The organism is Vreelandella sp. H-I2 (genome assembly GCF_052959335.1).
Window position 1 is genome coordinate 226,111 of the sequence record NZ_JBRAMC010000008.1, and the last position, 19,158, is coordinate 245,268.

Consider the following 19,158-nt stretch of genomic DNA (forward strand, 5'->3'; position numbering starts at 1 on the left):
CCATCTAGCGCAATGCGCTAGATGGTTTGTTACAAGCCGTTGGTGAGTAGCTTAATTGCTTTTAGTTAGGTTGCCACTTCCTTGCGTTGATAGCAGCGATGTTATTCAACTTATCGTCCGTCCATTAAAACTGATCGGGGAGCCACGTTGCCAGTTGCGGAAAGAAGGTCAGCAAGAGCAGCATACCCAGTTGCATTAAGATAAACGGGATAACGCCACGATAGATCGCCGATGTGGACACAGAAGGCGGTGCCACCCCGCGAAGATAGAACAGCGCAAAACCAAACGGCGGCGTTAAGAAAGACGTCTGCAGATTGATCGCGATCATGATGCCCAGCCAAATCGGATCAAGCCCCATGGCGAGCAGAATCGGCCCAACAATCGGCACTACCACAAAGGTGATTTCAATAAAGTCGAGAATAAAGCCGAGCAGGAAGATAACCAGCATGACGATAATTGTCGCGCCCACTACCCCTCCTGGCATCCCCTCAAATAGCTCAGTGACCATGTGCTCGCCGCCATAAGCGCGGAAGACCAGCGAGAACAACGCCGCGCCGATCAGGATCAGAAACACCATGGTGGTCACGTGAGTCGTCGAGCGCAGCACATCTTTCAGGGTCGCCCAGTCGAGTTGACGGTAAGCCAGCGCCAACACCAAGGCGCCAAACGCCCCCACTGCGGAGGCCTCAGTGGGCGTTGCAAAGCCGCTCAGAATAGATCCCAGCACCGCTACAATCAGCACCACGGGTGGCACTAGGCCTTTGAGCAGCAACATGCCAATTCCTGAGGTATGGCCGAGCTCCGCCATTAACTCTTCGCGGTCGGCAGCAGGCGCCATGTGTGGGCGCAACCATGCCACCAGGCCCACGTAAATCATATAAAAAACCACCAGCAGTAGCCCAGGCACCAGCGCGCCCATAAACAGGTCGCCCACAGAGACCGTTTTAGGGCTAAAAATCCCCATATCAAGCTGTGCTTGCTGGTAGGCTGATGACAGCACATCGCCCAACAACACCAGGGCAATGGAAGGGGGAATAATTTGCCCCAATGTGCCGGTGGCACAGATAGTGCCGGTCGCAAGAGAAGTGCTGTAGCCACGTTTTAGCATGGTGGGCAGCGACATTAACCCCATGGTGACTACCGTGGCTCCCACAATACCGGTAGACGCAGCCATCAACATACCCACCAGCGTTACCGAAATACCCAACCCACCGCGCATTGAACCAAACAGTAGGGCCATGGCATCCAAAAGCGTTTCAGCCACTTTAGATTTTTCCAGCAAAACGCCCATCAAGACAAATAACGGCACTGCCAACAGCGTTTGGTTGGTCATGATGCCGTAGAGTCGGTTGGGTAAGGCGGCCAGATAGCCGCCATCAAAATTGGCATCGATACCAATGGCTTCCAGGCCAAGCCCCATCCCAGCAAACAATAGTGCCGTACCCGCCAGCGAGAGCGCCACAGGAAAGCCGAACATCAGGACAATACAGATGACGGCAAATAAAATAACTGGCATAAACTCCAGCATCAAACACGCTCCTCAAGATGGTTTGCACCCTCGGCAGAAGGCTCTATCCGCCCTGCCATGACATAGCCGTTGCGCACAATCTCAATCACACCCTGCACGATCATTAGAACGGCAAACAGCGGGATTAAGGTTTTCAGTGCGTAGACAGCCGGAATACCACCATAGTCGGAGGAGGTTTCCAAAATGCGCCAGGAATTGGCCACGTAACCCAAGCTGGAAGCGATAATGAAGACCATGACGGGAATTAGCAGCGTAATAATACCCACTACATTGATTAACGCTTGGCGGCGCGGTGTCATTCCTCGATAGAAGATGTCAACCCGCACGTGGCCGTCATGGCGAAAGGTATAAGCGGCAGCAAGCATAAAGACACTAGCGTGCATATACATCACTAGCTCTTGCATAAAGATACTGTTCACACTAAAGGCATAACGAAGCAGTACAATCGCGAACTGAATCAACATCATAATGATGATCAGCCACGCAAGGGTGCGCCCGAACCACTCTGAAGCGCGGTCCAGCGCACCAATAAACGCAGGTAGTTGTGTTGTGTCCGACATGGAAGTGTCTCGCGTAAAACGACTAAGGGGGATCAGCGTCCCAGACAATAGCGCATCTAAGCGGACAATGCAGCGCCCACTTACAGCAAGACAAGCTAATTCTTAAACGGTTGAGCGAATAGCCGCTAAACAGGCCTCCGGCAAGGGCAGATCAACAGCAATCGGTAGATGATCAGAAAACAGATTATCTAGCACGCGCACTTCAGCGGCCTCTAACGACTGCGACAATAAGATATGGTCCAGCGCTTGGCGTGGTTGCCAGGAGGGGTAGCTGAAAAGCGGTTTAACCGGGTGCAGGGGCAACGACGTACTAAAACGCTCATGGGCATGTAACTGATCGGGGGTGCAGTTGAGGTCCCCCATCACTACCACATGGCGAAGTGGTTGAATAATATCACTTAAGTAGTTGAGCTGACGCACTCGACCACGATGGCTAAGTGCCAGGTGAGCAACAAACAGATGCAGCGCATCCGGCCCCTCACCAAAGCGTGCGTGAATAGCGCCGCGGCCAGGCATGGTTCCCGGTAAACGGTGCTCCTCTACTTGGCTAGGCACCAAGCGCGACAGTAAACCATTGCTATGCTGGGCGATACGCCCAAGATTACGATTAAGCTGTTGAACATGATGGGGAAATCCCGCTTTTGTAGCGAGATATTCCACCTGATTGACGCGGCTTGAACGAAAGCTACCACCATCCACTTCCTGCAGCCCTACGACATCAAACTTGCTCAACACTTCGCCCATTAAATCCAGTCGCTGCTGGCGACGTGGATGGGGCAATAAGTGCTGCCAGCTACGTGTGAGGTAATGGTGATAAGCAGAGGTCTGGATGCCCACCTGCAGGTTGAAGGTCAGCAAGCGCAGATGGCCATCTTCCAATAGCGTCGAGCGGTTGCTGCTCTTCACTGTTTTATCGAGCTCTTTTACATTACGTAGCACAATTATTCTGCGCGCTCGGCACGCACCTGTTCGATCAATGCATCAGCAATTTTCGGCATATTTTCCAGACTACCGGCTGAACTCGGCGAAACAATGTAACGGCCATCAATCACCAGGGCGGGCACACCCATCAGTTTCATTTCACGCATACGGTTATGGGCTTCATTCACTTCGCTGCGAACGCTGAAGTCGGTCAGCGCTTTTTTGGCTTCTTCCTCGCTGACACCATAGTTGGCAAAGAAAGCGGCGATATCATCGGGCTCAGTGAGCGACTGCTCTTCCTGATGGATAGCATTAAAGAAATCGGCGTGTAGCTCTTCTTCGATACCCAGCGACTCCGCCGCATAGAAAGCGGTGGCGTGAGTGTTCCAATCGCCGCCCATCGTGGCGGGCATTTTGACTACGCTAACGTCGTCTTCCAGCGTCTCGTACCACTCGTTAACCGGTGTTTGTAGCCGGTAACAGTGAGGGCAACCGAACCAAAATACTTCGGTCACTTCAATTTGCCCGTCTTCGACATGGGTTTCTACCGGCGAATCAAGTAGCTCATAGTGCTGACCTTCAACCACTTCCTGGGCACTCACTACTGCAGAAAGCCCTAGACCGGCCATCGCGACCATTAGCGTTTTAAACATCGTGTCAATTCTCCATGGGTAAGCGAATAGTCAGACCGTGGGTATATTAGCGGGTTCCCTCTTATGGCACACAACGCCAAAAGAGGGCCCACAAACGACATGAGAAAGTGATCCGGCTTAGGCCTCTATTTTAAAATTCTAGTGCAGGCCCAACAAATAGTTAGCCACTGCTTCCATATCGTTGTCGCTCATTTTAGAGGCGATATCGCCCATAATGTTATTGGGATCATTGTTACGCTCGCCTGACGCAAAAGCCTGAAGCTCCCCAATCGTGTACTCAGCATGCTGGCCTGAAAGGCCTGGATAAACTGCCGTACCGATACCGACCCCAGTCGGTGTGTGGCAGGCGGAACAGGCAGGAATGCCCTTGGACATATCACCAGCGCGGTAAATGGTTTCGCCACGAGCCAGTAACTCAGCATCTTCGTCGCTGGTTTGGCCTAAATTAGCGTCCTGCTCTGCAAAGAATGCCGCGGAATCCCAAGCATCCTGGTCAGAGAAATTAGCCACAATAGGTTGCATTTGAGGCACGTCGCGAACCCCATCGCGAATATCGATAATCTGCTTGGCCAGATACGACATTTGCTGACCCGCTATGTTAGGGAAAGCAGCGGATGGACTAATGCCCTGCTGTCCATGACAGGCCGCACAGACTTGGGATAACTCTTGGCCTGCTGACGCATCAGCATTGGCTTGAAGATCGGTTTGAGCGTGGGTAGCGCCAACGGCGCCCATGGTAATTGCCAGGCTTGCCAGTAACTTTCTCATTGCTCTTCCACTATGCCGTTTTATGTTTGACTGGTACGCACCCTGGGCGCTTCCCAGGCTCCACAAATTACCAGGGTTAGCTCCGCCAAAACGACCAACGTCTCACATTGGTCGCTGTCGGCTAGAGCGCGATGGTACACTAGCGCCCCAGGTCGCAGATATAAACCGCCTACATTATAACGAATCACCCCAGCGGCGGGAATGCAAGTCCTAGACTGCTTTAGGGGTAATTCGTCGCGGTACTGCTCTCGATTCTCTATTATGGCTCTCTATCATGCGCTCTACTTTACGTGATAGCGAAATGAGATAGTGAAATGATAGTGCGCTGAGCAGGCCGTTTTTTGTTCGTTTTTCAGGATCAAGTCCATGACTACCCCCCATGATAGCCCAGTCCCTCGGCTGAACTACCCGACGGCAAGTTTTATAATCAGCGCACCCACCCTGGCACTATGCCCGGATGATACGGGCGCAGAAGTTGCCTTTGCCGGGCGCTCTAACGCGGGCAAATCAAGTGCTATCAATGCGTTGACGCAACAAAATGCGTTGGCGCGCACCTCGCGCACACCAGGTCGCACCCAGCTAATCAACTTTTTTAGCGTCATGAATGACCAGTCGCGGCGCTTGGTCGACCTGCCCGGCTATGGCTACGCCAAGGTGCCCGAAGCGGTCAAAATAGAGTGGCAGAAACACTTGGCCGAGTACCTTCGTAATCGTTTTAGCTTACGCGGCTTAGTACTGCTAATGGACGTACGTCACCCACTGACCGAATTTGATCAGATGATGCTCGATTATGCTGATCAACGCGAAATGCCGGTGCATATTCTGTTGACTAAAGCCGACAAGCTCAAAAAAGGGCCTGCCAGCGCTGCGTTGCAAAAAGTTCGCTCGCGTTTAAAAGAGTGGGAAGACTTAGTCTCCGTTCAGTTGTTCTCTTCACTCAAGCGCGACGGCGTCGATACTCTGTCACAAAAACTGAATCAGTGGTTGTATACCCCCCCTGAATGACGCTTTTCTAAAGACTCCAGTAACTGGGGTAGTTCTTTTATGTGGGCAATGCGGTGGACCCGCGGAGGTAGCGTTTGATCCCCCGTTTCACTAATCCATACCGCATGCATACCCAACTGCTGAGCGGGCATTATATCTTCCTGCCATGAGTCGCCCACATGCATGGCGCACTCGGGGGCCACCTTCAGGCGCGAAAGTGCAGTGAGAAACGATGTATGGTCAGGCTTAGGTGCCAACAGTTCGCCCGCCGCAATGGCCACCGGAAAGTAGGCAGCCAGTGGCTGTCGCGCCAAATGAATATTGCCATTGGTGATGGCCGCCAATTGATAGCGCTCCGCCAACGCGGCAAGCAAACCAGCCGCCTCCGGATGAGGGGTGACCAGCACGCGCAGACGATGAAACTCGTTCATCGCTGCAGCCGCCCACATCAACGCAGCACTGCGGGGCAGGCCGGCAGCTTCAAGCTGCGCTTCCAGCGCACGCAGCCGCAGCCATGTAAAGTCACCGCGCCGTTCGGGTACCTCTTTCGCCCACTGTTGACGACGCTGAAGATAATCCTCCCTGCCGCTTTCTTGGCTTAACGCCAGCGTTGGTTCCTTACGCGCGGCTCGCCATGCTTCAAGCGCCTCTAACAACCAGCGGTAGTGCCCCTCCTCAGTGCGCGCCATAACGCCGTGGTTATCCCATAGCGTGTCGTCTAAATCGAAGGTAATCGCCTTGAGGTGCTTCATGGCTTACTCCGAGGGCTATTGTTTTTAGGGCTACGATTTTCAGGGCTAGTGTTATCAGAGCGATGAGCTCGTTTTGCGCGGGGGTGGGCCGCATCGTAGCTCGTTGCAAGATGCTGCCAGTCAAGCCGCGTATAGACCTGGGTCGTCGACAGGTTGGCATGCCCTAACAGCTCCTGTACAGCGCGCAGATCTTGGCTTGACTCCAATAAATGGCTGGCAAAAGAGTGACGCAAACGGTGAGGATGAAGATGCTCGGGCAAGCCACGGGCAATCGACAGCTGCGCTAAGCGTTTTTGAATGGCGCGATGGCCCAAACGCGCACCGCGCTGACCCACAAACAGCGCCTGCTCATTAAGAGGTGCGAGTGCGGAGCGACAGACCAGCCACTCGGTCAGTGCCTGATGGGCGCGGCGCCCTACCGGTACCTGACGCGGTTTGCCGCCTTTGCCAATGACTCGTACCCGGCTGTCTTGCAAATCCTTAAGATCAAGCGCCGCCAGCTCTGCCAAACGCAGGCCGCTGGAGTAAAAAAGTTCAAGAATGGCCTGATCACGCGCGCCCAATGGTGAGCCGTCGTGAGGGGTATCAAGAAAACGTGCCAAAGCGTCTACATCAACCGGGCGTGGTAGGTGACTCGGCTGCTTAGGCGTACGCAATAGCCCGACCGGATTATCTACCAGCTCGCCCTGCTTGACTAAGTAGTCAGCGAAGCGTGATAGGGCCGCGCGGCGCCGAGCAAGGCTTCTAGGCGCCAAGCCACGGCTGCGCTCTGACCCTAGAAACGCACGCAGAAGAGGGGTATCGAGTGCCGCCGGTTCAGCCACTTCGCGGCGCTCGGTAAAGGCGCAAAGTGCCGCCAGATCATGTCGGTAAGCAGCCACGGTGGCCGGGCTTGCATGGCTCGCCAAGGCAACCAAAAATGCCTCAACGCACTTGGCTATCCTAGTCTCACCTAACGGCGTCTCGACTAGCGATGTCTCGGCCTGGGGTGATTTAGCCATAGTCGCCCAAGCGCACCAACAGGCGTGCGACAATATCACCTAAATATTCGGTGAAGAGCGTATCCATGCTGGCTCGGTAGGCATCGGGGCTAGGGCTTGCCAGCAGCAGATAGCCCAATGGATCGCCTGCCGAGAGGCGCGAAATAGCGCAGGAACCCGCTTTGCGGGGCGCCTTGACATGCGGCAGCAGGCACTTCCAGTCGCTAACGCTAAGCTTAACGCAACGACTGGTGCGGCCATCCAACAGCGCCGCCAAGCGTGCGCTGGCGTGCTGGTCCAACACATGCCGCGGCGGCTGAGGCGGCGTCGGCTCAATATCGCTTAAGCTGGCAGGGCACCAAAGCGCCATAGCGGGCGTCTCAAAGCGCTCACTTAGCTGGGTGGCCAGCGCTTGCGCCAAGGCATCACGGTCCGGGGCTTCTACCAAGGCGACTAAGGTTTCACGCAGCCGACGGTACTGGGACTCGTTATGGCGGGCAGTCTCCAGCAAGTGCTCCAGGCGGCCCTCGGCAGTTTCAGCGCGCTGGCGCAAGTCGTAAACCAGTCGCTCTAGCAGTGATACCGCTCCGTCTATATGCGGGTGGGGCACCTGCAACTGTTGAAGCAGCCCTTCGCGGCCGACAAAAAAATCGGGATGACGCGCCAGCCAGAACGCCACTTGATCAGGATCGAGCGTTTTGCGGGGTTCGGGGGCTTGTGACATCGCCGTTCTCCTCGAATTAATTGAGTACTACGCGACCATCAAAGACGCGTGTCGCCGGCCCCACCATCGTCAGTGCCCCTTCAGGGTCGGGCCATTCAATGCTGAGTTCTCCACCGGGCAAATGGACCTTCACAGGGCTTTTCAGCAGCCCCTGGCGAATGCCGCTGGCCACTGCGGCGCAGGCACCTGTACCGCAGGCAAGCGTTTCGCCACTGCCGCGCTCATAAACACGCAGACGAATTTCGCTGGGCGAGAGTACCTGCATAAAACCCACGTTAACACGCTTAGGGAAACGGCGATGCGCCTCCACCAACGGTCCCAGACGCTCGACCGGAGCGCTATCCACGCTATCAACCTGCAGCACCGCATGAGGGTTACCCATGGAGACCACGCCGATCTGCAGCGTTTCATCGCCGACGTCTAGCTGATGCAGTGGCTGATCCCCAGTCGCATCAAACGGCAGCGCCAAGGGGCTAAACCGCGGGCGGCCCATATCCACCCGCACCATGCCGTCATGCTGCACGGTCAACACCAACGGACCCCCGGCGGTTTCTACGTGGATTTCATGCTTGTGAGTCAATCGCTGATCGCGCACGAAGCGGGCAAAGCAGCGCGCTCCGTTGCCGCAATTTTCCACTTCACTGCCGTCAGCATTATAAATGCGATAGCGAAAATCCATCTCTGGGTCGCGGGGTGGCTCGACGACTAATAGCTGATCAAAGCCAATCCCAAAACGCCGGTCTGCCAACGCGCGAATTTGCGCCTCATCCAGCCGGGCACGCTGAGTCACGAGATCTATCATGACAAAGTCATTACCCAAGCCATGCATTTTGGTGAAGTGTAAGAGCATCATTGCCCCCCTTCAGGCAGCAGCGCCTCACCCGCCCATAGGCTGGCAACGGTTTCCCGTGCGCGCACCACATGGCAGCTATCGCCATCGACCATCAGCTCGGCAGCACGCGGGCGGCTATTATAGTTTGAGGCCATGACAAAGCCGTAAGCTCCCGCAGAGCGAACCGCCAGCAGGTCACCTTCGGCGATTGCCAGTTCGCGTTCTTTACCCAGGAAATCACCGGTTTCACATACCGGACCGACCACATCGTAAAGGGCGCTTTCGCGTACTTCGCGAGTATCGACGGGCACAATCGCCTGCCATGCCTGGTAAAGCGCCGGGCGAATCAAGTCGTTCATGGCCGCATCGACAATCGCAAAGTTCTTGGTTTCGCCGGGCTTGAGAAACTCCACCCGAGTCAACATGATGCCGGCATTGGCGGCGATAGAACGACCGGGTTCAAACAACAATGTGAGTGCTTCGCCACCTTCCCAGCGCGATAGCCGTGCCAACAATTGGCTGGCGTAATCAAACGGCTGTGGTGGCTTTTCATCGCGGTAAGGCACACCTAAGCCGCCGCCTAGATCGAGGTGATCGATTTCGATGCCACGCTCGCGCAGACGCTCCATCAACATCAGCAAGCGCTCCAATGCATCCAGAAACGGGGCTGTTTCGGTGAGCTGAGAGCCAATATGGCAATCGAGCCCTTTTACCTGCAGGTTGGGCAAGCTCGCTGCTAATTCGTAGACCGCCAACGCTTCATCCACCGGGATACCGAACTTGTTATCCTTTAAACCGGTAGAGATATAGGGATGGGTGCCCGCATCGACATCGGGGTTCACCCGCAGCGAGACCGGGGCAATCTTACCCAACTCACCCGCGACGCGATTCAAGCGCTCAAGCTCTGGGCGTGATTCAACGTTAAAGCACTTAATGCCAACCTCGAGGGCGCGGGCCATTTCGTGGGCCTGCTTGGCAACGCCGGAAAAGACGATTTTAGCCGGGTCGCCGCCTGCCTTGAGCACTCGCTCAAGCTCACCGATGGAAACAATATCAAACCCCGCACCAAGTTTGGCCAAAAGACCCAGCACTGCCAGGTTGGAGTTGGCTTTCACCGCGTAACAGATCAGGTGCGGATGACTGCCCAGCGCTTCGGTGTAGGCCCGAAAGTGACGTTCAAAGGTCGCTTTGGAATAGACATAGCAGGGTGTACCGAACTCGTCGGCAATCCGCGATAGCGGCACGTCTTCGGCATACAGCACGCCATCGCGGTAGTTAAAGTGATCCATTGTGTTCTCCCCTTCTCCTAGGCCTGCGGCTATCTATTCAGACGCCTGATCAGCGGGTGCATCGTCCGGCAAATAAAGCGGTCCTTTTTGACCACAGCCTGCTAACCCGGTTAACAGCAACGCCGTAAAGGCCAGGATTGCCAACGTTTTCATGCGCCCGCCTTGAGCGCGGCCAACGCCTCACGCGCTCGCTGAGCGGCAGCCCGCACTTGGTTAGGAGCAGTGCCGCCAATGTGGTTACGCGCAGCCACCGAACCTTCCAGGGTCAATACGTCGAAAACATCCTGCTCAATGGTAGCGGAGAACTGCCTGAGCTCATCAAGGCTCATTTCGGAAAGGTCTTTTTCGGTTTTGAGGCCGTAGGCCACCGACTGACCGACTATTTCGTGGGCATCGCGGAAGGCGACACCTTTACGTACCAGGTAGTCCGCCAAGTCTGTCGCAGTGGAAAAGCCACGCCGCGCGGCTTCATACATGCTGGCTTTCTTTGGCTCAATAGCAGGCACCATATCAGCGAAGGCTTTCAAGCAGTCGCGCACGGTATCCACCGTATCAAACAGCGGTTCCTTATCTTCCTGGTTATCTTTGTTATAAGCCAGTGGCTGGGACTTCATTAGCGTCAGCAGGGCCATTAAGTGGCCGTAAACGCGGCCGGTTTTGCCGCGCACCAGTTCGGGCACATCAGGATTTTTCTTCTGCGGCATGATCGAAGAGCCAGTGCAGAAGCGGTCAGGTAAGTCGATAAAGTTGAACTGGGCACTGGTCCACAACACTAGCTCTTCGCTCATCCGCGATAGGTGCATCAACAGGATGCTGGCAAAGCTGGTAAATTCAATCGCAAAGTCACGATCCGACACCGCATCCAGAGAATTCTCTGACGGCCGGTCAAAGCCTAAAAGCTCCGCCGACACGTGACGATCAATCGGGTAAGTGGTGCCAGCGAGGGCAGCCGCGCCCAGCGGCATCACATTAACGCGCTTGCGGCAATCCAGCAGGCGCTCGTGGTCCCGGGCCAGCATCTCCTGCCAAGCCAACAGATGATGACCAAATGTGACCGGTTGGGCGGTTTGTAAGTGGGTAAAGCCCGGCATAATGGTCTCGGCTTCGCGATCAGCCAATTCGATCATGCCTTCGCGCAGCCGTTTTAACTCAACTTCAATAACGTCGATCTCATCGCGCATAAACAGTCGAATATCGGTGGCGACTTGGTCATTACGCGAACGCCCTGTATGAAGTTTTTTGCCGGTAATGCCGATTTTGTCGGTCAGCCGCGCTTCGATATTCATGTGCACATCTTCAAGCGGCACCGACCAATTAAACTCGCCGCGCTCGATCTCACCCTGAATTTCTGTCAGGCCTGTGATAATCGTATCGCGCTCGTCATCGGTCAGCACGCCCACCCGAGCCAGCATGGTGGCGTGGGCAATGGAGCCCTGGATGTCCTGGCGGGCCAGGCGCTGATCGAAAGTAACAGACGCGGTAAAACGTGCGACAAAGGCATCGGTGGGCTCGCTAAAGCGACCGCCCCAAGACTGATTCGTAGCTTGGCTCATCGAAGGTATATCCTGCTGACAAAACGTAAAAGTCGTTACGGAAAGTGGGAGTCGTGGCGGAAAGTGTACCAGAGTCGCCGGTCAGCAAGCAGTAAACACCGGGGGAGATGTCAAAAATGCGCAGAGGGCGTCTAACGGCATGGGGCGGGCAAAGTAATAGCCCTGAAAATAGTCACAGTGACGCTGCTTAAGGTAGGCAAACTGCTCCGACGTCTCTATGCCTTCGATCAACACTTCTAGCCCCATTTTTCCCGCCATGGCAACCACGCCATCGATAATAGCTGCGTCGTGGTGGTCAGTAATGACATCACGCACAAACGAACGGTCAATTTTGATTCTGTTGATAGGCAGGCGCTTTAAATAGCTCAGGCTAGAGAAACCAGTGCCAAAGTCATCTAAAGCAATATGAACCCCCAGCCCACGCAAATCCTGCAACGCTTGGATCGCCTGTTCGGCGCTATCCATTAACACGCCCTCAGTAATTTCAAACTCCAGCAGCGCGGGTGCTAGGCCACTATCAGACAGCACCTCCTCAATAGAGGCGACAAAACCTGGTCGTTGAAACTGCATGGGGGAAATATTGACAGCCATGGTTATCGGGCCAACCCCCATAGCGTTGAGTCGCCGGGCATCCTGGCAGGCAGTGGCTAACACCCAATCACTGATAGGAATGATCTGTCCGGTGTCCTCTGCAAGGCTAATGAAATTAGACGGCGGAATATTACCGCGCTCAGGGTGCTCCCAGCGGATCAACGCCTCAACCCCTACCACGCGACCACTCGGGGCATGGATCTGTGGCTGGTAATGAAGTTCAAACTGATGTTGCTCAATGGCTTGCTGTAGCGCGCTGCGTAAGTTGACGCGTTCGCTCACCTTGCGATTTAAATCTTCGGTATACCAGTGATAGGTGTTGCGTCCGCGTCGTTTGGCCTTGTACATCGCCAAATCCGCCTGTTGTATAAGTTGCTGGGGATCTTTCATGCTGCCATCGTTGATGGCAATCCCGATACTCGCCGTGATGCGCAGCCCACTGTCGCGATACCAATAGGGCGGCGAAAGCCGCTGCAATACGCGCTCTACCACCTGCACCGCCTCTTTCTCATGGGCTAGATCCGGTAGCAGTACCACAAATTCGTCGCTGCCAAAGCGCAACACCGTATCACAAGGGCGTAGCTCCTTTTCAAGACGCCTAGCGACCTCAACCAAGATAAAATCGCCCGCCTCATGGCCGAGCGTATCGTTGATCGGTTTGAAATCGTCCAGATCAATAAACAGTACCGCTATAAAACGCTGATAACGACGCGCCAACATACATCCCTGCTCCAAACACTGCACAAGCATTGCCCGATTAGGCAGCCCGGTCAGGGCGTCGTGGTTGGCGTTATGAGTAATCTGAGCCTGGTATTCACGCTGCTCGGAGATATCATTTTGTACGCCGATAAAATGGGTCACTTGACCGCTTTCATCGCGCACAGGGGAAATATACAAATCGTTCCAAAAAACACTGCCATCCCGCCGATAATTACGGATGACGACGTGCACTTCACGCTGTTGGGCAATGCCTACCCGTAATTGTTTGATGGTGGCGGAATCCGTGTCTTCGCCCTGCAAAAAGCGGCAATTGCGCCCTAGCGCTTCGCTGCGGGAGTAGCCGGTAATTCGCTCAAAGGCGGCATTGACGTAGACCATCGGCAGATCACTACGCTGGGTATCGACAATTACCAACCCATTCGTGCTCGACTCGACGCTACGCTCCAGCAGCTTCAGTTGATGCTCGGTCGCCTTACGCTCACTTATATCGCGAAAGTAAACTGCTAGCCCTTCCGCCGAAGGGTAGGCATTTACTTCCAGCCACCTCTCTAGCCGAGAGTTAAATGCTTCAAAATGGACTGACTTTTGTTGGCTGACAGCACGCTGATACTCCTCCTCAAAGCGGCTGCCTTTTACACCAGGAAAGCTTTGCCAAAGGGGCTGCCCCAGCAGTTCACCTCCGCAACGCTTCAAGATGCGTTCCGCTTCAGGATTAACGTAGGTGAAGCGCCAGTCAGTATCTAACGTAAAGAAACCGTCGGTGATACTGTCTAGGGTAATGGTGAGTCGATGCGCCAGCTTGGTTAGCTTTTCGCGCAGCTGTTTTTGCTCAGTAATATCTTGTGTTGAGCCCTGCACCTGTTTGATTTGCCCTTGCTCATCGCGCACAGCCTTACCAATGACACGGACCCATATGTGCTTACCTTGATAAGTAATCACCTCTAGTTCTTCGTCAAAACTTACCCCCTGGTGGCAACAGGCGTGAAAAACTTCCTGAATACGGGGCTGGGAGGAAGGCGCGTAGAATTCAACCGCTTGTTTAACAGTCGGTTGGAAACCGGCTGGCAAACCATGGATACGGCAAACTTCATCAGACCAATTAGGCAGCCCCACAGCCACATCGACATACCAACCACCAATCAGCGCAGTTTCACCGACAATTTTAAATAACCGTTGATTGCGCAGTAACTGCTCTTCATTGGCCTTACGGAGGGTGATCACCCGGGCGATTATGTAGATCACGTCATTCTTAAATGAAGCAGTCACCTCTAGCCAGTGTTGCTTGCCAGTTGCGGTAAGCGCACGCACTTCGAACGAAATAGCCTTCTCGCCTTGGTGCATACAATGCAACGCCTGCTCGATCACTGGGTAATCTAAGGGGTGTACGATAACGCCACAGGCCCGACCAATTAATTTTTCAGAAGGATACCCCAGCAACGTTTCAAAGGCTGGATTGACTTGCAGAAGCGTGCCTTCAAGGTCGATGCAACAGAACAAGTCCTGCGACAGCAGAAAGAACTGATCAAGCCGACTATGAGGTAACACTGAAGTCATAGGGTTTCCTAGGAGACGAAAAAGACACGCAGCGTGAGAGCATAATTAACCTGGTTATTTTTACTGTGACGCTCGGTGCTTTATGATGACAAGTATCATAGTTTGACTCGCCGTGTCTGCGGTATAGGGAGAATAACGTGCTATCTATCACCAAACTGCGCATTGCTACGCGTAAAAGCCAACTGGCCATGTGGCAGGCTGAGTACGTTCGCGACCGCCTAATGGCGGAGCACAGCGGCCTTGAAGTCGAGCTTGTGGCACTTTCTACCAAGGGTGACAAAATTCTGGATACGCCGCTATCAAAAATTGGTGGCAAGGGGCTGTTTGTAAAAGAGCTGGAAGACGCCATGCTGGATGGCCGTGCCGATATTGCCGTCCACTCCATGAAGGATGTGCCGATGCACTTTCCTGAAGGACTGGGGTTGTCCGTTATTTTAGAGGGCGCCGATCCTACTGATGCTTTCGTGTCTAATCACTACGCTAGCATCGATGAGCTTCCGGAAGGGGCGCGTATTGGCACAGCAAGCCTACGCCGTGGCCTGCAAATTCGCGAAGCTCGTCCAGATCTGCAAATTCTTAATCTGCGCGGCAATGTACAAACGCGGTTAGGCAAATTAGACGCCGGCGAATTTGACGCCATTATTCTAGCCACCTCCGGCCTTATGCGGTTGGGCTTGGATGAGCGGATTGCCCAGGCGCTACCGCCAGAAGTGTGCTTGCCCGCCTGTGGACAAGGCGCGCTAGGCATTGAGTGCCGCCTGCATGATCCTGAGCTTATTGCGCTTTTGGCCCCGCTTGATGACGCCGATACTGCCACGCGTGTGCGCGCCGAACGGGCCATGAACACGCGACTAGAGGGCGGCTGCCAAGTACCCATTGCGGGCCATGCGGTGCTGGATAGTGACAATGAAACCCTATGGTTACGTGGCTTAGTCGGCAATCCAGAAGGTACCGAAGTGCTGCGCGCTGAAGGCCGCGGCTCAATGCATGAGCCAGAAGCGTTAGGCATTCGCATTGCCGAAGAGCTACTTGACCAGGGTGCTGGGGATATTTTAGCTGAGGTTTACGGCCGCGAAATATGAGCCAACCGGTACTGATCTGCCGCCCAGGTGAACGTGGTGAAGCGCTAGCCGCTGCGCTAAGTGAGCGAGGCGAGAGCGTTGAATCACTCAATGTGATGCAGCTCGAAGCATTGCCGGAAGATCCGGTTACGCGGCGTATTTGGCTAGATATTGATCAGTACCATAAGATAATAGTCATTAGCCCCTTCGCCGCCTTATGTTTAAGCGAGGCGTTGGATCGTTTCTGGCCCCAGCTACCAGTGGGTATTGACTATTACAGCGTCGGCGGCGCCACCGCGAGCACGCTTTATAACCAGCTGGGCGTCCGTGTACATGTGCCTTCGCCCACGGCGGGCGAAGATACCAGTGAAGCACTGCTGGCGCTCGCATCGCTGCAGCAACTGAACCATCAGCGTGTTCTATTAGTAGCGGGAGAAGGGGGTCGACCACTGCTCGCCGAAACGCTTGCCGAGCGGGGGGCAGAGGTGACACGTGTTGCCGTGTACCGGCGCAGGTTTCAACCCCTTGCCCCTGCTTTGCAGGCGCGCCTTTTTTCAGGTAATTACCGGGCGTTGATCGTCACCAGCAGCGAACTACTGGAACATCTGGCAAAATGGTGCAATCAGGCGGCTTTGAACCAACCGCTAATCGTTTCCAGTCGCCGTTTGGCTACACTGGCTGGCATACTGGGGTTTTGTGACCTCAAGGTGGCGTCGGGAGCAACGCCAGCTGCGTTGATAGCGGCGTTGGAGACCTGCGACCCACAGGATGCCGATGTCGATCAAGGAACTTACTAAAGGCTAGCGACAGATGAGCAAACAAGTAAACGATCAGGACGATGTACAACCGACGTCCGCCGATGCCTCTCAAGGTGTCCCTAATACGACCGACAAGGCAGCTTCCAAAACCGACGCGTCTGAGCCCAGTACGCCGACCCCACCACCGAGCTCAACGACGGCTGCGCAAAACAGTGCGAAAAATAGCCGTTCGCGGCGTCGTGGAAAGGGCTCGCCCACTGCGAGTTCAGCAGCGGCTACCAGCGCGACTAAACCTGTCGATACGACGTCTAACAGCGCGAGCGCACCTAGCAAGCCTAAAGAGAGTGCCAGCAGCGTGGCCTCACCTTCAACGAGTGCAGCTCAACCAAGCCCTTCTTCTTCAAGTGGGTCCACCTCTAGCTCGCCCTCTTCAAGCGCCTCATCGTCAAAGCCGACCAGTGACAAATCATCGGTTGGCACCACGCCGCCCACCGGTAACAAAGGCAGCGGCACCAACCAGAGCGGTGGTGGCAAAAACGGTAGCGGTAAAAGCAATGGCGGCAAAAGTGGCGGCCTCGCGATTGCACTGGTGATCATCCTGGCGATTGCCTTGGCGTTTGTCGCTTGGCAAGGCTGGCAGCGCTTTGAGAACCAGCAACAGCGCCTCGACGAAGTCGCGCAACAGGCTGAAGACAGCGCCTCGCAGCAAACGGTTAGCGACCTTGAGTCACGCCTGGACAGCGGCGAAGCCGAGCGCGATGAAGCACTACAGAGCGCGCTGAGTGACTTGCGCAGCGAATTTGAAAGTTACCGTAGCAATGTCGATGAAACCTTGGGGCAAGTGCTAGATCAGCTCTCTCAAGAGCAGGACACCGACGAGCGCGAATGGCTGCATGCCGAAGCCGCTTACCTGCTACGCTTAGCCAATCAGCGCCTGCAGTTTGAAGGCGATGTTGAAGGTGCGGCCGCGCTCCTGCGCACTGCCGATGCCCGCTTGGCCGATGCTGACAACCCTGCGTTGACCCCCGTACGCGAAGCGATTGCCAATGAGTTAGCAGCGCTTGATGCTGTGGCCCAGGTTGACCGCACAGGGCTTTACTTAGCATTGAATGCTCAGCAAGAGCGTATTTCAGAACTTCGTCTCTCACAAGAAATCGAAGAGCGCGCAGTTACCTCTGGTATAGAAGAGCCGCCTACCGGTACCTTCCAGCGCCAGTTGGCGCGCTTCGGTGAGGAGCTCAAAGACTTGGTGGTGGTGCGCCATCACGACGAAGCCCTGGAAGCATTGATTACCCCGGAGCAAGAGTCTTACCTACGCCAAAGCCTGCGCTTAGTGCTGGAACAGTCGCAACTGGCACTGCTGAATGAAGAACCGGAGCTGTACGAGGCGAGCATTGACCAAGCACTACAGTTACTGAACGACTACTACGATACCTCTCGCGAAGAGACACAAAGCGTTATCACGCGCCTTCAAGAACTACAGCAAGCCCAGGTAAAACCGGAACTGCCGGATATCAGCGCTTCTCAGCAGGAACTCGCTCGCTTTATCGAAAATCGCCATGAGACGCGCGACCAAAGCGGAGGTGATGCATGAGAAAGCTCGTTCTCCTCATCGTCGCCGGGCTTGCCGTTGGGGCCCTGTTTGGGCACCTGATGATGTCGGTGCCCGGCTATTGGCTGATCCGTGTAGGTGACACTTCCGTCCAAACCTCGTTTTGGTTTGGCCTGGTGCTGCTGTTTGCTGCGTTTATCGTGCTGCACTTTGTTCTGCGCCTACTCAGCGGCATTATTCGTCCTATGGGGCGCTTTCGTAGCTGGAACAGCCGTGCGCGTAACCGGCGCGCCATGCAGCGCACTCAGCGTGGTTTGTTAGCGTTGACGGAAGGGCGTTGGAAAAAAGCCGAAAAAACCTTGGTTAACACTGCTGATGATTCCAGTACACCACTGGTCAACTACCTCTCGGCAGCACTGGCCGCTCACTACCAAGGCCATCATGAGAAATCCCAAGAACATCTCAACCAAGCGCAGCTCACCACCGATGGCGCCGATACGGCAGTTGGCTTGATGCAAGCGCAAATGATGATTGAGCGTCAGCAGCCGGAAGAAGCCCTAGCGATTCTTAACCGCCTGGATAAAAAACTCTCGAATCACCCGCAAGTGCTCAAGCTACTCAAGCAGGTGCATTTAAGTGTTAACGACTGGGAAGGCCTGCGGCGCTTAATCCCCCGGTTGGCGGCGCAAAAGCTAATCACGCAGCAAGAACGCGAGCAGTTGGAGTTTAAAGCCTACCGCGAGCTAATCGTGTTTGAAGCCCAAAACCCCACCAATATTGAGCGGGTACGTGGGCTGTGGGCAGATATGCCCGACTACTTGCGTGGCAATACCGAATTGATCGTGCTTTACAGCGAAGCGCTGATTCAAGCCAACGAAGAGCCGATTGCCGAGCGCTTGCTCAATCACTCGCTGGATCACCACTGGGACGCACGCTTGGTGAAACGCTACGGCTTGCTAAATGTGGACGCAGGCCGCCAACTGGCAAAAGCCGAGAAGTGGTTACAGGAGCGCCCCAACGACCCCGAACTGTTGCTCACCTGTGGGCGCCTCTCGCTGCGCGTTGGCCAATGGACAAAAGCGCAAGAGTACTTTGAAGCGAGCCAGCGTCAACGCCCCAGTGGGGTAGTCTGCGCTGAACTTGCCCGTCTTTATGCAAGCCTTGGCGAGCACAACAAAAGTCAGCTTTATTACCGCCACAGCGTAGAAATGCTAGCCAAGTCGCTACCTTCGCTGCCCCAACCAAGCGATGCCAGCGATAGTCAGAAGCCGGACGGAAAAACGGGTAAAACGATCAAAAAACGCGCTTAAGATGACTGATTAAGAACTTCGCAAACGCGTGAGACTGCGCAAAAGGTGTTTACACAGGCACCTTTTGC

At 54.9% G+C, this 19,158-nt stretch carries 18 protein-coding genes; 5 read left to right on the forward strand and 13 right to left on the reverse strand.

Annotation, left to right across the window (positions count from 1 at the left end; all coding sequences use genetic code 11):
• Nucleotides 1-124 precede the first annotated feature (124 nt).
• The 5 genes from ACUVOF_RS19255 to ACUVOF_RS19275 form a co-directional block, all read right to left on the reverse strand.
• Nucleotides 125-1,528, reverse strand: coding sequence for a TRAP transporter large permease (locus ACUVOF_RS19255; RefSeq protein ID WP_447045876.1), 1,404 nt, complete (start codon nucleotides 1,526-1,528; stop codon nucleotides 125-127).
• The gene (locus ACUVOF_RS19260; protein ID WP_113270762.1) at nucleotides 1,528-2,088 is read right to left on the reverse strand and encodes a TRAP transporter small permease subunit; all 561 of its coding nucleotides are present in this window, start codon (nucleotides 2,086-2,088) and stop codon (nucleotides 1,528-1,530) included. The genes ACUVOF_RS19255 and ACUVOF_RS19260 overlap by 1 nt, the downstream gene beginning before the upstream one ends.
• Before the next feature lie 102 nt (nucleotides 2,089-2,190).
• Nucleotides 2,191-2,994 (reverse strand): endonuclease/exonuclease/phosphatase family protein, encoded by an 804-nt coding sequence (locus ACUVOF_RS19265; protein WP_447045877.1) that lies wholly within the window; start codon nucleotides 2,992-2,994, stop codon nucleotides 2,191-2,193.
• A 35-nt stretch (nucleotides 2,995-3,029) separates the two neighbouring features.
• Complete coding sequence (locus tag ACUVOF_RS19270; protein ID WP_447045878.1) at nucleotides 3,030-3,662, reverse strand: thiol:disulfide interchange protein DsbA/DsbL; 633 nt, start codon at nucleotides 3,660-3,662, stop codon at nucleotides 3,030-3,032.
• Between the two features lie 138 nt (nucleotides 3,663-3,800).
• Nucleotides 3,801-4,430: a c-type cytochrome gene (locus tag ACUVOF_RS19275; RefSeq protein ID WP_447045879.1), complete on the reverse strand. Its 630-nt coding sequence runs from the start codon at nucleotides 4,428-4,430 to the stop codon at nucleotides 3,801-3,803.
• Between the two features lie 366 nt (nucleotides 4,431-4,796).
• On the opposite strand from ACUVOF_RS19275, the gene yihA reads away from it, so the two are divergent.
• Entirely contained in the window at nucleotides 4,797-5,435 is a 639-nt protein-coding gene (yihA, locus tag ACUVOF_RS19280; protein ID WP_447045880.1) for a ribosome biogenesis GTP-binding protein YihA/YsxC, read from the forward strand.
• On the opposite strand, the gene ACUVOF_RS19285 is transcribed toward yihA, so the two are convergent.
• The 8 genes from ACUVOF_RS19285 to ACUVOF_RS19320 all read right to left on the reverse strand — a co-directional run bounded on the left by ACUVOF_RS19285 (nucleotide 5,408) and on the right by ACUVOF_RS19320 (nucleotide 14,409).
• Nucleotides 5,408-6,166 carry an HAD family hydrolase gene (locus ACUVOF_RS19285; RefSeq protein ID WP_447045881.1) on the reverse strand — a complete coding sequence of 253 codons (759 nt, stop codon included), beginning with the start codon at nucleotides 6,164-6,166 and terminating at the stop codon, nucleotides 5,408-5,410. The two genes, yihA and ACUVOF_RS19285, sit on opposite strands and share 28 nt — an antisense overlap.
• Nucleotides 6,163-7,167, reverse strand: coding sequence for a tyrosine recombinase XerC (locus tag ACUVOF_RS19290; protein ID WP_447045882.1), 1,005 nt, complete (start codon nucleotides 7,165-7,167; stop codon nucleotides 6,163-6,165). Before ACUVOF_RS19290 ends, ACUVOF_RS19285 begins: the two co-directional genes overlap by 4 nt.
• Nucleotides 7,160-7,870: a DUF484 family protein gene (locus tag ACUVOF_RS19295; RefSeq protein ID WP_113270756.1), complete on the reverse strand. Its 711-nt coding sequence runs from the start codon at nucleotides 7,868-7,870 to the stop codon at nucleotides 7,160-7,162. Before ACUVOF_RS19295 ends, ACUVOF_RS19290 begins: the two co-directional genes overlap by 8 nt.
• A gap of 16 nt (nucleotides 7,871-7,886) precedes the next feature.
• Nucleotides 7,887-8,720 (reverse strand): diaminopimelate epimerase, encoded by an 834-nt coding sequence (gene dapF / locus ACUVOF_RS19300; protein ID WP_447045883.1) that lies wholly within the window; start codon nucleotides 8,718-8,720, stop codon nucleotides 7,887-7,889.
• On the reverse strand, nucleotides 8,720-9,991 hold the full coding sequence (lysA, locus tag ACUVOF_RS19305) for a diaminopimelate decarboxylase (RefSeq protein WP_447045884.1): 1,272 nt from the start codon (nucleotides 9,989-9,991) through the stop codon (nucleotides 8,720-8,722). Before lysA ends, dapF begins: the two co-directional genes overlap by 1 nt.
• 33 nt (nucleotides 9,992-10,024) lie before the next feature.
• Complete coding sequence (gene lptM / locus ACUVOF_RS19310) at nucleotides 10,025-10,144, reverse strand: LPS translocon maturation chaperone LptM (RefSeq protein WP_113270753.1); 120 nt, start codon at nucleotides 10,142-10,144, stop codon at nucleotides 10,025-10,027.
• A complete protein-coding gene (gene argH, locus ACUVOF_RS19315; RefSeq protein ID WP_447045885.1) occupies nucleotides 10,141-11,544 on the reverse strand; it encodes an argininosuccinate lyase in 1,404 nt (467 codons plus the stop codon). The genes lptM and argH overlap by 4 nt, the downstream gene beginning before the upstream one ends.
• An 81-nt stretch (nucleotides 11,545-11,625) precedes the next feature.
• Nucleotides 11,626-14,409, reverse strand: coding sequence for an EAL domain-containing protein (locus ACUVOF_RS19320; RefSeq protein WP_447045886.1), 2,784 nt, complete (start codon nucleotides 14,407-14,409; stop codon nucleotides 11,626-11,628).
• A gap of 137 nt (nucleotides 14,410-14,546) precedes the next feature.
• On the opposite strand from ACUVOF_RS19320, the gene hemC reads away from it, so the two are divergent.
• From hemC to ACUVOF_RS19340, 4 genes are read left to right on the forward strand one after another with little or no spacing between them, the layout of a single operon-like run.
• Nucleotides 14,547-15,491, forward strand: coding sequence for a hydroxymethylbilane synthase (hemC, locus tag ACUVOF_RS19325; protein ID WP_447045887.1), 945 nt, complete (start codon nucleotides 14,547-14,549; stop codon nucleotides 15,489-15,491).
• Nucleotides 15,488-16,267 (forward strand): uroporphyrinogen-III synthase, encoded by a 780-nt coding sequence (locus ACUVOF_RS19330; RefSeq protein WP_447045888.1) that lies wholly within the window; start codon nucleotides 15,488-15,490, stop codon nucleotides 16,265-16,267. The genes hemC and ACUVOF_RS19330 overlap by 4 nt, the downstream gene beginning before the upstream one ends.
• A 13-nt stretch (nucleotides 16,268-16,280) precedes the next feature.
• The gene (locus ACUVOF_RS19335; RefSeq protein ID WP_447045889.1) at nucleotides 16,281-17,822 is read left to right on the forward strand and encodes a uroporphyrinogen-III C-methyltransferase; all 1,542 of its coding nucleotides are present in this window, start codon (nucleotides 16,281-16,283) and stop codon (nucleotides 17,820-17,822) included.
• Entirely contained in the window at nucleotides 17,819-19,090 is a 1,272-nt protein-coding gene (locus ACUVOF_RS19340; protein ID WP_447045890.1) for a heme biosynthesis HemY N-terminal domain-containing protein, read from the forward strand. Before ACUVOF_RS19335 ends, ACUVOF_RS19340 begins: the two co-directional genes overlap by 4 nt.
• The last annotated feature ends 68 nt before the right edge of the window (nucleotides 19,091-19,158 follow it).